10 protein-coding genes are annotated in these 14491 nt (G+C 66.9%); 7 read left to right on the top strand and 3 right to left on the bottom strand.

Features of this window, described 5'->3' with window-relative positions; genetic code table 11:
- Positions 1 to 20 precede the first annotated feature (20 nt).
- The gene (locus tag H0I86_RS19160) at positions 21 to 989 is read left to right on the top strand and encodes a Gfo/Idh/MocA family protein (RefSeq protein ID WP_180921709.1); all 969 of its coding nucleotides are present in this window, start codon (positions 21 to 23) and stop codon (positions 987 to 989) included.
- Positions 990 to 1009: 20 nt separating this feature from the next.
- Here the strand turns inward: H0I86_RS19160 and H0I86_RS19155 are convergent, their stop codons facing one another.
- From H0I86_RS19155 to H0I86_RS19145, 3 genes are all read right to left on the bottom strand, one after another.
- Positions 1010 to 2668 carry a phosphoethanolamine transferase gene (locus H0I86_RS19155; protein WP_373369366.1) on the bottom strand — a complete coding sequence of 553 codons (1659 nt, stop codon included), beginning with the start codon at positions 2666 to 2668 and terminating at the stop codon, positions 1010 to 1012.
- 125 nt (positions 2669 to 2793) lie between these two features.
- Positions 2794 to 3531, bottom strand: a complete 738-nt coding sequence (locus H0I86_RS19150) for a TorF family putative porin (protein ID WP_180921708.1) — start codon at positions 3529 to 3531, stop codon at positions 2794 to 2796.
- A gap of 117 nt (positions 3532 to 3648) precedes the next feature.
- Positions 3649 to 5391: an amidohydrolase gene (locus H0I86_RS19145; RefSeq protein WP_180921707.1), complete on the bottom strand. Its 1743-nt coding sequence runs from the start codon at positions 5389 to 5391 to the stop codon at positions 3649 to 3651.
- Between the two features lie 103 nt (positions 5392 to 5494).
- Here H0I86_RS19145 and H0I86_RS19140 point away from each other — a divergent pair, with 103 nt between their 5' ends.
- The 6 genes from H0I86_RS19140 (at position 5495) to H0I86_RS19115 (ending at position 14461) form a co-directional block, all read left to right on the top strand.
- Entirely contained in the window at positions 5495 to 6412 is a 918-nt protein-coding gene (locus tag H0I86_RS19140; protein WP_180921706.1) for a LysR family transcriptional regulator, read from the top strand.
- A gap of 38 nt (positions 6413 to 6450) precedes the next feature.
- The gene (lexA, locus tag H0I86_RS19135; RefSeq protein ID WP_180921705.1) at positions 6451 to 7068 is read left to right on the top strand and encodes a transcriptional repressor LexA; all 618 of its coding nucleotides are present in this window, start codon (positions 6451 to 6453) and stop codon (positions 7066 to 7068) included.
- The gene (gene imuA / locus H0I86_RS19130) at positions 7068 to 7685 is read left to right on the top strand and encodes a translesion DNA synthesis-associated protein ImuA (protein WP_180921704.1); all 618 of its coding nucleotides are present in this window, start codon (positions 7068 to 7070) and stop codon (positions 7683 to 7685) included. The genes lexA and imuA overlap by 1 nt, the downstream gene beginning before the upstream one ends.
- A gap of 7 nt (positions 7686 to 7692) precedes the next feature.
- Positions 7693 to 9108, top strand: coding sequence for a Y-family DNA polymerase (locus H0I86_RS19125; RefSeq protein WP_180921703.1), 1416 nt, complete (start codon positions 7693 to 7695; stop codon positions 9106 to 9108).
- Positions 9105 to 12188 carry an error-prone DNA polymerase gene (locus tag H0I86_RS19120; protein WP_180921702.1) on the top strand — a complete coding sequence of 1028 codons (3084 nt, stop codon included), beginning with the start codon at positions 9105 to 9107 and terminating at the stop codon, positions 12186 to 12188. Before H0I86_RS19125 ends, H0I86_RS19120 begins: the two co-directional genes overlap by 4 nt.
- A gap of 161 nt (positions 12189 to 12349) precedes the next feature.
- The gene (locus tag H0I86_RS19115) at positions 12350 to 14461 is read left to right on the top strand and encodes a hybrid sensor histidine kinase/response regulator (RefSeq protein WP_180921701.1); all 2112 of its coding nucleotides are present in this window, start codon (positions 12350 to 12352) and stop codon (positions 14459 to 14461) included.
- Positions 14462 to 14491 lie beyond the last annotated feature (30 nt).

Below are 14491 nucleotides of genomic sequence, written 5' to 3'. Positions count from 1 at the left end.
TGGGCACAGGAGCAGAGGGCATGCGGCCCGTGCGCTGGGGCATGATCGGTTGCGGCAGCGTCACCGAACGCAAGAGCGGCCCGGCCTTCTACAAGGCGCCGGGCTCGGCCCTGGTGGCGGTGATGGGCCGGCGCCTGGAGGCGGTGCGGGACTATGCGGCACGCCACGGCATCGCGCGTTTCTACACCGATGCCCAGGCGCTGATCGACGACCCCGAAGTGGACGCGGTGTACATCGCCACGCCCCCCGACAGTCACCACGCCTACAGCTTGCGGGTGGCCGCCGCCGGCAAGCACTGCTGCGTGGAAAAGCCGATGGCGTTGAACGCCGCGCAAAGCCTGGAGATGCAGCAGGTTTTCCAGCAGGCCGGATTGCACCTGTTCGTGTCCTACTACCGCCGTTCCCTGCCGCGCTTCCAGCAGGTGCGGCAATGGCTGCGGGACGGGCGCATCGGTGAGGTCCGTCACCTGAGCTGGACCCTGACCAAGGCCCCGTCCGAGGCCGATCGCAATGGCGGCCGCAACTGGCGCACCGACCCGAGGATCGCCGGTGGCGGCTACTTCGCCGACCTGGCGAGCCACGGCCTGGACCTGTTCCAGTACCTGCTGGGGGACATTACCGAGGTCGCCGGTTTCACCGCGCGGCAGGCCGGGCTGTACAGCGCCGAGGACGCGGTGAGCGCCAGCTGGCGCTTCGCGAGCGGCGCCCTGGGCACGGGGGCCTGGAACTTCGTCGCGGACCGCCGGGTGGACCGGGTGGAGATTATCGGCAGCCAGGGGCGTATCGGCTTCTCGGTGTTCGACGAGCACCCGCTGCAATTGGACGCCGATGAACAGCTGAGCCTCTTCATCGACAACCCCGAACATATCCAGTGGCACCACGTGCTCGGCATGAACGCCCATATCCGCGGCCAAGCGCAGCATCCGGCCCTGGCCGCCGAGGCGCTGAAAACCGACCGGATCATGGACCTGATCCTCAAGCGCGGTTAGGCCCTACAGATCCCACGTCTTTACTGCGCCGCGGTCATGTTCGGCCGGCACGAATGGAAGATGTCCAGCCACGGCTGGTACAGGCTGGTCTTGACCTCGAACAGCCCGAGCACCGAGTGGAACAGGTTGTCGTGGCTCAGGTCCGGCTCGCCGCTCTTGCCTTGCAGGCAGTCGCGCTGGATGCCCAGGTCGGCCAGGGCCTGTTGGCCGAACCACATCAGCATCGGCACATGGGTCTGCGCCTGTGGCGCCAGGGCGTAGGGCGCGGCGTGCAGGTACAGGCCGTTTTCGCCGAGGGACTCGCCATGGTCGGAGACGTACAGCATCGAGGTGTCGAAGCGTTCCTGGTTGTGCTTGAGCAGCTCGATGACCCGGGCCAGGAAGTGGTCGGTGTAGAGGATGGTGTTGTCGTAGACGTTCACCAGTTCCTCGCTGCTGCAACTGCCCAGCTGGTTGGTGTGGCAGATCGGGGTGAAGCGCTCCAGGTTCTTCGGATAGCGGTCGTAGTACTCCGGGCCGTGGCTGCCGTCGGCGTGCAGGACGATGATCGCGTTGTCGCCGAGGCCGTCGATGTACTGCTGCAGGTCCACCAGCAGGGCTTCGTCCAGGCAGTTCTTGCCGTCGCAGAAGGGGCTCGGCTGGGTCTTGGGAATGTCGCGGTTCGGCACCCGCAGGCAGGTGCCCTTGCAGTCGCTGTTGTTGTCCAGCCACAGCACCTGCACGCCGGCCCGTTGCAGCACATCCAGCAGGCCTTCGTAGGTCTTGCCCTTCTTGTCGCTGTAGTCCTCGCGGGGAAACATCGAGAACATGCACGGCACCGAGACCGCGGTCGAGGTGCCGCAGGAATGCACCTGGGTGAAGTTGAGGATGTCCAGCCTGGCCAGCTCCGGGTTGGTGTCGCGGGCATAGCCGTTGAGGGAAAAGTGGTCGGCGCGGGCGGTCTCGCCGACCACCAGGATCATCAGCGACTTCTTCTCCCGGGCGCTGGCCTGGGCGCTCATCGCCGCGTCCTGGCCGATCGGCTGGACCACCAGGTGTTGCTTGATCCCCAGGCTCTGTTTGGCGTATTTGCCGAGGGCGTAGAGGTAGTTGGTCGGGTTGATGAAGTGGGTCAGCTTGTCTTCTTCGCGAAAGATCGGCGCGTAGGTGGAATAAAAGGTACCGACCGAGACTGCGATCACCAGCACGCAGGCGGCGATCACCAATAGCTTGTTCAGCAGGCCGCGAAAGAACGGCCGGTAGCGCACCGGGGTGCGCCAGATCAGCAGCACCGGCAGCGCGCCCAGCACCAGCAGGTAGCCCAGCAGCTTGAAGTTGAACAACGCGGCGGCTTCGCCCGGGTTGGTCTCGAACACGTTCTGCACCATCACCGTGTCGATGGTGATGCCGTACTGGTTCATGAAATACGCGGCGGCGGCCGAGGTCAGGGCCACCAGGCTCAGCGCCGGTTTCAGGGTCCAGCGGAAGGACACCAGGGTCAGCAGCAGGGTGATGGCGGCCCACAGGAACAGCCCGAAGGAGGCGAAGAACGCCAGCTTGTGCAGGCCCTGCAGGCTGATCAGGTGGCCCAGCGCGCGCCAGGTGGCGAAGTTGTAGAGCGCCACCAGGGCCAGGGAAAACAGCAGTACCAGGCGGGTCGATGTGATTGACGCGAATCGCAGCCCTTTGCCCAAGACCATTTCAGTTCGTTCCTCCGGGTAGAGATGCAGGCACCAGCAGTGGCACTGCCGACTGTAGAGGATCATTGGTCAAAAAAATGTCGAAAGGGCGCGGGTCGATTCACGCCGACCGGCGCCCGCCGGGTTCAGAAGGTTTTCCTGGCACTGGCGACCCAGGTCGCGCCACACAGGTCGCTGAACCCGTAGTTGCTGGTGCACTGGCTTTTCGACAGGTCGGTATCGATGTAGCTCAGGCCCAGCACCACGCCTGCCACTTTGCGGGTCAATTTGGCCTCCCATTCGTGGTAGGCATCCTCGCCCTGGCCCGAAGCCGAGATCAACCGTGGATCCTTGAAGTCCATCTCGCCGTAACGCAGCTTCAGCCCCAGGCCCAGGGGCAGCTCGGTTTCGTAGCCCACGTAGCGGTACAGGGTGTTTTGCTGGCTGTCGATGCCCGCGGCGTCGCTGGAGTAATAGGCCGCCAGGCTGACCCCATAGGCACTGAAAATCCCGTAGACCTCGCTCTGGTTGAATTGCCCTTCCCTGGGGTAGCTGTACTTGAGGTAGCCCAGGTCGAGGCTGATCGCGTTGCTGGTCTGCCACAGCCAGCCGGCGTAGTAGTCGACTTCCTGGCGGGTCTTCAGGCCGCCGCCGAAATCGACGTTGGAGGTCCACGCGCCCAGGTACAGGCCGCTGCTGTGCAGCAGGGTCGCGGCGGCCTGCGCGGCGGGGTCGTTCTGGGTCTGGGAAATGCCGCGGGTGCGATAGTCGCTGGCCAGGGTCAGTTCCAGCTCCACGGCAAAGTCATCGTTCAGGGGCAGGGCCTGGCTGCCCAGGGGCAACAGGCTCAAGGCACCGATGGCGAACAGGCTGAGGGTCTTCATGGGGGCGTCCCGTGTTGTTGTGATTGTTATGGGCAGGTTTCAGGCAAGGCTGCGCCGGCCCCACGTGCGCAAGGACGTGGGGGCGGGCAGTGGAGCTGTTTTTTTAGAGGGGACGGGCTAGAGAGGCCGGGAATAGACTTCGCGGCCGGCGAACCAGGTTTGCAGCACCTGGGTTTCATGCAGGGCCTTTTCGTCGACGCGGAACACGTCACGGTCCAGCACGATGAAGTCGGCCTGTTTGCCGGCGCTCAGCGAGCCGATCTGCTGCTCCAGGCCGATGGCGCGGGCGGCGTTGAGGGTGTAGGCGTAGAACATGGTCTCGCGGTCCAGGCGCTCGTCGGCGTTGAGCACCCCCAGCGGCCCCTTGCGGGTAATGGCCTGGGCGATGGCGTTCCACGGGTTGGGCGAGGACACCGGCCAGTCGCTGGCCCCGGCGAGAGTCGCGCCCTGCTTGAGCAGCGAGTGCGCCGGGTACTGGTAACGGAAGGCCAGGGCGCTGACGTAGGGCTTGATCATGCCCAGGGTGTAGTCGTCGGCCGAGGCCCACAGCAGTTGCATCGAGGCGATGACCCCCAGCGGCTTGAAGCGGGCGAACTCTTTCGGGTTGACCATCTGCAGGTGGGTGATGGAGTGGGCGATGCCGCTCTGGCGGTCCTTGCGCGCCTGGGCGATGCCATTGAGGGATTCGCGCACCGCGCGGTCGCCGATGGCGTGGATGTGCACCCGCCAGCCGCGCTGGTCGATGGCGCTGACCAGCTCGCCGAAATGCTCGGGATCGATCAGCAGTTCGCCCTGTTTGTGCGAGTTGCTGTAGGGATCGATCATCGCCGCGCTCTGGGCCGGGTACTCGATCACCCCGTCGGCGAAGATCTTGACGCCGGGCAGGGTCAGGTTGGGAATGCCCTGGAATTGCTGGCGCACCTGCTCCAGCACGTCGAGGTCGGCAGGAAGGCTTTTCGGGTTGGCCACCAGTAGCGCGGCGACATGGGCGCTCAGGCCGCCGCTCTCGGCGAGCGCCTTGTAGGCTGGCAGCACGCCAACCGTCTGGGCCGTGGGCTTGAGGGCGAACACCGCCTCGCCGGGGGCGGCGTTGGCGGCCGGGTCCATCCAGGCGGTGATGCCCAGGCTGTTGTTGTAGCGCACCGCCGATTGCGCCGCGTTGAGCAGGGCGGCGCTGCCGGGCACCGGCATTTTCGCCGCGACCCGGTCCCAGCCGGCGTCCACCAGGAAGCCATTGGGGCGGCCGTCGGCGAGCTGGCCGATGGTGTCGCGCTCGGCCTGCGGCAGGCTCTTGAGCAGGGCGGCGTCGATGCCGGCGCGCTCAAGCATTGAGTCATTGGCCCAGGCGGTATGGTGATCGCTGCCGGTGAACACCACGGGCACCCTGGCCCATTCGCCGGCGTTGAAGCGCTGGCCCAGGGCTTCGGCCTGGGCCCAGTAGGCCGAGCTCATGCCGGCGATGCTGAGGACATCGCCGTGCCTGGCCTTGCCGTCGTCGCGCCAGGCGCGCAGTTCCTGCTCCAACTGGTCGAGGCTGACCACCTCGTCCTGCATATTGGCCGAGGTCATTTCCAGGCCGCCGAAGATCGCGTGGGAATGGCTGTCGATCAGGCCGGGCATCAGGGTCTTGCCGCCGAGGTCGATGACCCGGGTGCCGGTTTCGATCAGGGCCTTGATCTGCGCGTCGCTGCCCACTTGCAGCACCTTGCCGTCGGCCACCGCCAGGGCCTGGACCCTGGGCTGGGCGCGATCGGCGGTGAACACCTGGCCGTTGAACAGCACCAGGTCGGTAGCGGCCATGGCTTCCATTGAGGCAAAACTCACTGCAATCGTCAGCAGATTCGGGATGAATCTTTTCATTGAGTATTTCCTTGTTATTGCGTCTGATGGCCAGATTAGTGGCTTGCCAGAGCCGACAGAACGCCTCGCTGACGAAAAACGTTTTTGCCTGAATGGAAAAAACATGGACAAGTTGGGTGCATTAAAGATGTTCGTGGTCACCGCGCAGTTGGGCAGTTTCAGCCGCGCCGCCGAGCAGTTGGGCAAGACCCCCTCGGCCCTGACCAAGGCGGTCAACCACCTGGAAGTCGAGCTGGGCGCGCGCTTGTTCGAGCGCAGCACCCGACGGATCCTGCTGACGGAAGTGGGGCGGCTCTACCTGGAAACCGCGCGCCAGGTCCTGCAGCGGCTGGAGGAGGCCGGCGAGGAAATCGAGCAGTTGCAGCATGGCCTGCGCGGTAACCTGAAGATCACCGCGCCGCTGGCCTATGGTCAGGCCTTTCTCGACCAGGTGTGTGGCGGTTTCCTCGAGCAGTATCCGCAGATCGATCTGCAGGTGGACCTGTGCGACGAGTTCGTCAATTTGCTGGAAAGCGGCTACGACCTGGCCCTGCGCGAAGGCCATGACGACCTGCCGGGGCTGATCGCCCGGGTGGTCGGCAGCAATTGCCTGGCCTTGTGCGCCAGCCCGGCCTACCTGGCGCGCAAGGGCGTGGCGGTGACGCCGCAGACCCTGGATAAACACGAATGGCTGCTCTATCGCCATCCCTTGCTCAGCCGTGAGTTCTGGTGGGTCGAACGGGACGGGCAGCGCCTGAGCCTGCTGCAACCCCGGGCGCCACGCTTGCGCAGCGACAATTACGACCTGCTGCTGGCCAATGCCCTGGCCGGGCGCGGGCTGTTGCACACCCCGCTGTGGAGCGCCGCGCCTTACCTGGCCGACGGCCGCCTGGTGCGGGTGATGGCCGACTACGCCATCGACCCGGACTGCTTCGGGCCGCACATCCTCGCGGTCTACCCCAGCCACCGGCGGGCCACGGCCAAGGTGCTGGCGTTCATCGATTACATCAGCGCGTTCCTGGCGAGCCGTGGCCTGGGCTGACTGGCGGTTCTTGTCAGGAAAACCCGGGAAGAGTACAAATGTACTCCATGACCACTTTATCTCCCCGCCGCAGTGCCATCCTGACCTTTATCCGCGAGCGCATCGCCGAACATGGCCAGCCCCCGAGCCTCGCTGAAATCAGCGAGGCTTTCGGCTTCGCCTCGCGCAGCGTGGCGCGCAAGCATGTCGTGGCCCTGACCGAGGCCGGCTTCATCGAGGTCAACCCCCATCAGGCCCGAGGCATCCGCCTGCTCAACCAGCCGCCGCGCCCCGAGTTGCTGGAGATCCCGGTGCTCGGCCGGGTCGCCGCCGGCCTGCCGATCGGCGCCGATGCCGAGGTGCACAACCGCTTGCTGCTCGACCCGGCGCTGTTTTCCCGTACTCCCGATTACCTGCTGCGGGTCCAGGGCGACTCGATGATCGAGGACGGCATCCTCGACGGCGACCTGGTGGCGGTGCGCCGCGACAGCGAGGTGCGCAACGGCCAGATCGTGGTGGCGCGGCTGGATGGCGAAGTCACCATCAAGCGTTTCGAACGCCTGGCCGATGGCGTGCGTTTGCTGCCGCGCAACCCGGCCTATGCCCCGATCCTGGTCGGCGAGGACCGGGACCTGGCCATCGAAGGGGTGTTCTGTGGCCTGGTGAGGCAAGGCTGATGGGCGCCGTCGTGGCACTGGAGACGCTGTTCAATGCCGGCCGGGTGTGGAAGGGCCGCCCGACGGCGCCTGCCGCCAGCCTGCAACCCACCGGCCACGCCATGCTGGATGCGGCCTTGCCCAGCGGCGGCTGGCCGGAAGCGGCGCTGACGGAAATCCTTATCGCCGCCCAGGGCGTCGGCGAGTTGCAACTGGTGTGGCCGACCCTGGCCCGGCTCTCGGCCGCCGGCGAGCGCATCGTGCTGGTGGCGCCGCCCCATGTGCCGTATCCCCAGGCCTGGCAGAGCGCCGGGGTCGACCTGCGCCAGCTGTCGGTGATCCAGGCCGGCGAACGGGACGCCCTGTGGGCCGCCGAGCAGTGCCTGCGCTCGGGCAGTTGCGGGGCCGTGCTGTGCTGGCCGCAACAGGCCGACGACCGCGCCTTGCGGCGGTTGCAGGTGGCGGCCGAGACCGGCCAGACCCTGGCCTTTGCCTACCGTCTCCTCAAGGAAGCCATCAACCCTTCGCCGGCGGCCCTGCGCCTTGCGGTGGAGGCCCGGCCGGCGCAGTTGCGGATACTCAAGTGCCGCGGCGGCCTGGCCCATGCGGCGCCGATCGCCTTCGCCCCGGGCCACTGAGGTTGCCATGCGCTGGGTCTGTATTCTGTTCCCGCAATTGGCGCTGGACGCGGTGCTGCGCCAGCGCCCCGAACCGGACGCCGCGCTGGCGCTGCTCAGCGGGACGCCGCAGCGCCGGGTGATCCAGGCGGTGAATGCCGCCGCCCGCGAGCTGGGGTTACGGCCCGGGCAGTCGTTGAGCGCCGCCCAGGCCCTGAGCAAGCACTTCGCCAGCGCCGAATACGACGCCGACGAAATCGCCCATTGGCAGCAGTTTCTCGCGGCCTGGGCCTACCGTTTCAGTTCCCAGGTCAGCCTTCATTACCCGCGTACCCTGGTGTTCGAGATCGAGTCGAGCCTGGGCCTGTTCGGCCCCTGGCCGCAGCTGGAGGCGCGCCTGCGCCAGGAGCTGAACGAGCTGGGCTTTCGCCACCGCATCGTCAGTGCGCCGAATCCGGCGGCGGCCCGGGTGCTGGCCAATGCCTACGACGGGCTGGCGGTGACGGACCTGGAGCAATTGCGCCAGGCCCTGGGGCACATGCCCGTGGAGCGCCTTGGTTTGCCGCCGGGCGCGGCCACAGCCCTATCGCGCATGGGGCTGCGCACCTTCGCCCAGCTTCGCGGGCTGCCCCGGGACACCCTGGCCCGGCATTTCGACGCGGGCCTGCTCAAGCACCTGGATACTCTGTTGGGCGAGCGTTCCCTGGCGCTGGCGTTCTATCAGCCGCCGGACCGTTTCGATCTGCGCATCGAATTGAATTTCGACGTGCTGTCCCACCAGGCCCTGCTGTTTCCCCTGCGCCGCCTGGCCAGCGATCTGGCGGCGTTTCTCTGTGGCCGTGACAGCGGGGTGCAGCGCTTCGACCTGCACCTGGAACATGTCGAGCTGCCCGACACCCTGATCAAGGTCGGCCTGCTCAGCGCCGAACGCGAGCCGGCGATGCTGTTCGAACTGGCGCGCGGGCGCCTGGAGCAGGTCCAGGTGCCGGCACCGGTGCGTGGCGTGCGTCTGGTGGCCGAGGATTTGCCGCGCTTCGTGCCGCAGCACCGCGAGCTGTTCGACGAACGTCCGCAGCAGTCCCTGCCCTGGGAGCAGTTGCGCGAGCGCCTGCGCGCTCGCCTGGGGGACGAGGCGGTGCATGGCTTGCGTTTCCACGCTGACCACCGTCCCGAATGCAGCTGGCAACCGGTCGGCGACAGCCAGGCCTACCCGCTGCTGCCCGGACCCCGGCGCCCGGGCTGGCTGTTGCGCGAGCCGCTGGCGTTGCAGGAGGGGGCGGCGCGCATCCTCATGGGGCCGGAGCGCATCGAGTCCGGCTGGTGGGACGGCGGCGACGTGCGCCGCGACTATTACCTGATCGAAACCCGTGGCGGCCAGCAGGGCTGGGCGTATCGCCCGGTGGGCGAGGCGGGGCCCTTGCTGTTGCAGGGCTGGTTCGCATGAAGGGCTACGCCGAACTGCACTGCCTGTCGAACTTCAGTTTCCAGCGCGGTGCCTCCAGTGCCCGCGAGCTGTTCGAGCGGGCGGCGACCCAGGGCTACCAGGCCCTGGCGATTACCGACGAGTGCAGCCTGGCCGGCATCGTCCGGGCCTGGCAGGCCTCGAAGGACTGCAATCTACCGCTGATCGTCGGCAGCGAAATGCGCCTCGACGACGGCCCGAGGCTGGTGCTGCTGGTGGAGAACCTGGAGGGTTATCAGGTCCTGTGCCGGCTGATCACTCGCGGCCGGCGCCGGGCGCAGAAGGGCCAGTACCAGCTGCTGCGCGAAGACTTCGAGCAGCCCTTGCCTGGGCTGTTGGCCCTGTGGCTGGCGGATGCTCAACCACAGGGTGAGCGGCAAGAGGCCGGGCGCTGGTTGCAGCAGGTGTTCGCCGACCGGCTGTGGCTGGCCGTGGAGCTGCACTGCGGCCAGGACGACCAGCAGCGCCTGGGCCAGTTGCTGGCGCTGGCCCGGGAGCTGGGCATTGCCGCCGTGGCCTGCGGCGATGTGCATATGCATGTGCGTGGGCGCCGGGCCTTGCAGGACACCATGACCGCGATCCGCCATCACGTGCGGGTGGCCGAGGCCGGCCAGCGCCTGCACCCCAATGGCGAGCGGCATTTGCGCAGCCTCGAGGCGTTGCGGAGCCTTTATCCGCCGGCCCTGCTGGAAGAGTCGCTGAGGATCGCCGAGCGCTGCCATTTCGACCTCGGGCAACTGCGCTACCAGTACCCCCGGGAGCTGGTGCCGCAAGGGCAGACGCCCACCGGCTGGCTGCGCGAACTGACCGAGCGCGGCATCGTCAAGCGCTGGCCCGGGGGCGCCAAGCCCAAGGTGCTCAAGCAGATCGACGATGAATTGGCGCTGATCGCCGAGCTGGGTTACGAGAGCTATTTCCTCACGGTGCACGACATCGTCAGTTTTGCCCGCGGCCAGTCGATCCTCTGCCAGGGTCGGGGCTCGGCGGCCAACTCGGTGGTGTGTTTCGCCCTGGGCATCACCGAGATCGACCCGGACCGTTCGACCCTGCTGTTCGAGCGTTTTCTCTCCCGCGAGCGCAACGAGCCGCCGGATATCGACGTGGACTTCGAGCACGAGCGCCGCGAGGAAGTCCTGCAGTACGTGTTCCAGCGTTACGGCCGCCATCGCGCCGCGCTGACCGCGGTGGTCAGCACCTACCATGGCGCCGGCGCGGTGCGCGATGTGGCCAAGGCCCTGGGCCTGCCGCCGGACCAGGTCAACGCCCTGGCCGATTGCTGCGGCCATTGGAGCGATACGCCGCCGACCGTCGAGCGCCTGCTGGAGGCTGGTTTCGACCCGGACAGCCCGGTGCTGCGCCGGGTCCTGAGCCTGACCGGGCAACTGATCGGCTTTCCCCGGCACCTGTCCCAGCACCCCGGCGGCTTCGTGATTTCCGAACAGCCGCTGGACACCCTGGTGCCGGTGGAAAACGCGGCCATGGCCGAACGCACCATCATCCAGTGGGACAAGGACGACCTGGACGCGGTCGGGCTGCTCAAGGTGGACGTGCTGGCGCTGGGCATGCTCAGTGCGATTCGCCGCTGTTTCGACCTGGTCCATGGCTATCGGGGCCAGCGGCTAAGCCTGGCCAGCATCCCCGCCGAGGACCCGGCCACCTACGAGATGATCGGCCGCGCCGACACCATCGGCGTGTTCCAGATCGAGTCGCGGGCGCAGATGTCGATGCTGCCCAGGCTCAAGCCGAAGAACTTCTACGACCTGGTGATCGAAGTGGCCATTGTCCGGCCGGGGCCGATCCAGGGCGGCATGGTCCATCCGTATCTGCGCCGGCGTAAGGGCGAGGAGGAGGTGACCTATCCCTCCGAGGAACTGAAAGAGGTGCTGCAGCGAACCCTGGGCGTGCCGCTGTTCCAGGAACAGGTGATGCAGATCGCCATTGTCGCCGCCGACTACACCCCCGGCGAGGCCGACCAGTTGCGCCGCTCCATGGCCGCCTGGAAACGCCACGGTGGCTTGGAGCCCCATCGCCTGCGCCTGCGCGACGGCATGCGCGCCAATGGCTACAGCGACGAATTCGCCGCGCAGATCTTCGAGCAGATCAAGGGCTTTGGCAGCTACGGTTTTCCCGAATCCCACGCCGCCAGTTTCGCCTTGCTGACCTATGCCAGTTGCTGGCTCAAATGCCACGAGCCGGCGGCCTTCGCCTGCGCCCTGATCAACAGCTGGCCCATGGGTTTCTACAGCCCCGACCAGATCCTCCAGGACGCGCGCCGGCACGATCTGGCGATTCGCCCGGTGGACGTGCGCGCCAGCGCCTGGGATTGCAGCCTGGAGCCGCTGCCTGGCGCGCAGCCGGCGTTGCGCCTGGGGCTGCGGATGATCAAGGGCTTTCGCGAAGACGACGCGCGGCGCATCGAGGCGGCGCGCCAGTGCGCGCCCTTTGTCGACATCACCGACCTCGGGCAGCGGGCGCGCCTCGACAGCCGCGCCCAGGAGCTGCTGGCCGATGCTGGCGCCCTGCGTGGGTTGGCCGGGCACCGGCATCGGGCGCGCTGGGAGGTGGCGGGGGTGCAGCAACAGCTCGGCCTGTTCGCCGGCTTGCCGCGCCAGGAAGAAACGCCCGTGGCCTTGCCGCGGCCGACGGTCGGCGAAGACCTGCAGGCCGATTACCTGAGCGTCGGCACCACCCTCGGGCCCCATCCGCTGGCCTTGTTGCGTAGCGAACTCAAGTCCCGGCGCTGCCGCAGTTCCCGCGAGCTGCTGGAGATCGAGCACGGGCGCCCGGTGAGCATCGCCGGGCTGGTCACCGGGCGCCAGCGGCCGGGCACCGCCAGCGGCGTGACCTTCGTCACCCTGGAAGACGAGTTCGGCAACGTCAACGTGGTGGTCTGGCGCGACCTGGCCGAACGCCAGCGCAAGGTCCTGGTCGGCGCGCAGTTGCTCAAGGTCGACGGCACCCTGGAAACCGAAGGCGAGGTCCGCCACCTGATCGCCGGCCGCCTGAGCGACCTCAGCGACCTGCTGAGCGGCATCACCATCCGCAGCCGGGACTTTCGCTGATCCAGGCGGTCTGCCTGGCATGATGGCCATTTGTCCTGCAATCGCGAAAATGCGGTGAAACCATCCGCGTGGCCTGTGCTCCAAACCTTGAGTCCCTGTCCGTGGCGTTCGGGTTGCGGGCAGAGAATGTCGTCATTCAATCGTGTTCACTGGGTCAAGCGATGTCGTTCTTATCCGATCCACATGGCTGTCAGGGCTGGAAAGGCGAGATGGCCGCACGCATCCAGGCGTTCGACTGGTCTGTCACCGAGCTGGGGGCGCTGGACCGCTGGGCATCGAGCCTGTGCAGTGCGGTGCAACTGCTGCTGGCCTCGCCGGTGCCGCTGGTCATGCTCTGGGGCCGCTCGGGCTACATGATCTACAACGATGCCTATGCCGAATTCGCCGGCGGCCGGCATCCGTACCTGCTCGGCTGCCAGGTGGAGCAGGGCTGGCCGGAAGTGGCGGATTTCAACCGCCATGTGCTGGACACCTGCCTGGCGGGAGGGACCCTGTCGTACCGCAACAAGGAGCTGGTGCTGCTGCGCAACGGCCAGCCGGAACATGTCTGGATGGACCTCTACTACAGCCCGGTGGCCGGCGACGACCAGGCGCCGGCCGGGGTCATGGCGATCGTGGTCGAAACCACCGCCCATGTGCTGTCCGAGCAACGCCGCCAGGAAGTCGAGAACGCCTACCGCGCGGAAAACGAACGGGTGCAACTGGCGCTCAATGCCGGGGCACTGCTGGGTTCCTTTGTCTGGGACATCAAGGCTGATCGGCTGTCGGGCGACGAGCGTTTTGCCCGGACTTTTTCCTACCCGCTGGAGCAGCCGCTGGACGACCTGTCGATGGCGGTCGCCGACAGCCGGGTGCACCCCGAGGACCTGGCGCGGATCAAGGAACAGCTGGCCTACAGCGTGCAAAAGGGCGTGCCCTACAACACCGAATACCGCATCCGTCGAGCGGACGGCAGTTACCTGTGGGTCATGGGCTGTGGCCGTTGCGAGTTCGACGAGGCGGGGCAGGCCTTGCGTTTTCCCGGCGTGCTGATCGATATCCACGAACGCAAGATGGCCGAAGAGTCGCTGCTGCAATTGACGCGCAATCTCGAGCAGCGGGTGGCCGAGGAGGTCAACGCGCGGGTCTCGGCCGAGGAGCAGCTGCGCCAGTCGCAGAAGCTCGAGGCCATTGGCGGCATGACCGGTGGCGTGGCCCACGACTTCAACAACCTGCTGCAAGTGATCGCCGGCAACCTGCACCTGCTGGCGCGCCATGAGCCGGACAATGCCAATGTGCAGCGCCGGGTCGGCGCGGCCATTACCGCGGTCGAGCGCGGCGCCAAGCTGTCCGCGCAATTGCTCGCGTTCGCCCGGCGCCAGCCGCTGTCGCCCGAGGTCTACAACCCGTGCCGGATCCCCGACAGCCTGAGCGAGCTGCTGCAACGGGCCCTTGGCGAAAACATCGATATCGACGTGCAACTGCCCGCGCAGCCCTGGTGCATCAAGGTCGATCGCAGTCAGTTGGAAAACGCCTTGCTCAACCTGGCGATCAACGCCCGCGATGCCATGAAGGGCGAGGGCACCATCGGCATCCGTGGCGAAAATGTGGTGCTCGACCACGGTTTCTGTGCCGGCAAGGGCATCACCGCCGGCGACTACCTGTGCCTGTCGGTGGCCGATACCGGCGATGGCATGCCACCCGAGGTGCTCAAGCAGGCGTTCGAGCCGTTCTTCACCACCAAGCGCGATGGCATGGGCACCGGGCTGGGGCTGAGCATGGTGTTCGGTTTCGTCAAGCAGAGCGGCGGCCATATCGAGATGCTCAGCACGCCGGGGCAGGGCACTACGGTGCGCATGTATTTTGTCCGCAGTACCGAGCAGGAACCGGGCGCGGCGCCCCGGCGTGGGCAGCGGTCTTGCCATGGCCAGGAAACCATCCTGGTGGTGGAGGACAACGAGGACGTCCGCGCGGCGGCGGTCGAGTTGCTGGAGCACGCCGGCTACAAGGTGCTGGTGGCGGCCAATGGCGATGCGGCCATGCAGCTGTTGCTGAACGGCGCCCGGGTCGAGTTGATCTTCACCGATGTGGTGATGCCCGGCCTGATCAAAAGCACCGACCTGGCGCTCTGGGCCAAGACCCAGTCGCCGGCCGTGGCGGTGCTGTTCACCTCGGGGCATACCCGCGACATCATTTCCTGCAATCACCAGCTCAGCCCGGACACCCACCTGCTGAGCAAGCCCTACAGCCCGGACGCCCTGACCGCCATGGTCAGGTCGGTGCTGGAGGCGTGAGGCCGTAAGCCCCTCAGGGAAAAGTCCGCT

This window comes from Pseudomonas chlororaphis subsp. aurantiaca (assembly GCF_013466605.1).
Taxonomy (GTDB): domain Bacteria; phylum Pseudomonadota; class Gammaproteobacteria; order Pseudomonadales; family Pseudomonadaceae; genus Aquipseudomonas; species Aquipseudomonas chlororaphis_I.
This window is presented reverse-complemented; position numbering and strand designations above follow the sequence as displayed.

Excerpts from the sequence above, each read along its gene's own strand:
- H0I86_RS19160 (WP_180921709.1), top strand. The coding sequence starts at position 21 with ATGCGGCCCGTGCGCTGGGGCATGATCGGTTGCGGCAGCGTCACCGAA.
- H0I86_RS19155 (WP_373369366.1), bottom strand. The coding sequence starts at position 2,668 with ATGGTCTTGGGCAAAGGGCTGCGATTCGCGTCAATCACATCGACCCGC.
- H0I86_RS19150 (WP_180921708.1), bottom strand. The coding sequence starts at position 3,531 with ATGAAGACCCTCAGCCTGTTCGCCATCGGTGCCTTGAGCCTGTTGCCC.
- H0I86_RS19145 (WP_180921707.1), bottom strand. The coding sequence starts at position 5,391 with ATGAAAAGATTCATCCCGAATCTGCTGACGATTGCAGTGAGTTTTGCC.
- H0I86_RS19140 (WP_180921706.1), top strand. The coding sequence starts at position 5,495 with ATGGACAAGTTGGGTGCATTAAAGATGTTCGTGGTCACCGCGCAGTTG.
- lexA (WP_180921705.1), top strand. The coding sequence starts at position 6,451 with ATGTACTCCATGACCACTTTATCTCCCCGCCGCAGTGCCATCCTGACC.
- imuA (WP_180921704.1), top strand. The coding sequence starts at position 7,068 with ATGGGCGCCGTCGTGGCACTGGAGACGCTGTTCAATGCCGGCCGGGTG.
- H0I86_RS19125 (WP_180921703.1), top strand. The coding sequence starts at position 7,693 with ATGCGCTGGGTCTGTATTCTGTTCCCGCAATTGGCGCTGGACGCGGTG.
- H0I86_RS19120 (WP_180921702.1), top strand. The coding sequence starts at position 9,105 with ATGAAGGGCTACGCCGAACTGCACTGCCTGTCGAACTTCAGTTTCCAG.
- H0I86_RS19115 (WP_180921701.1), top strand. The coding sequence starts at position 12,350 with ATGTCGTTCTTATCCGATCCACATGGCTGTCAGGGCTGGAAAGGCGAG.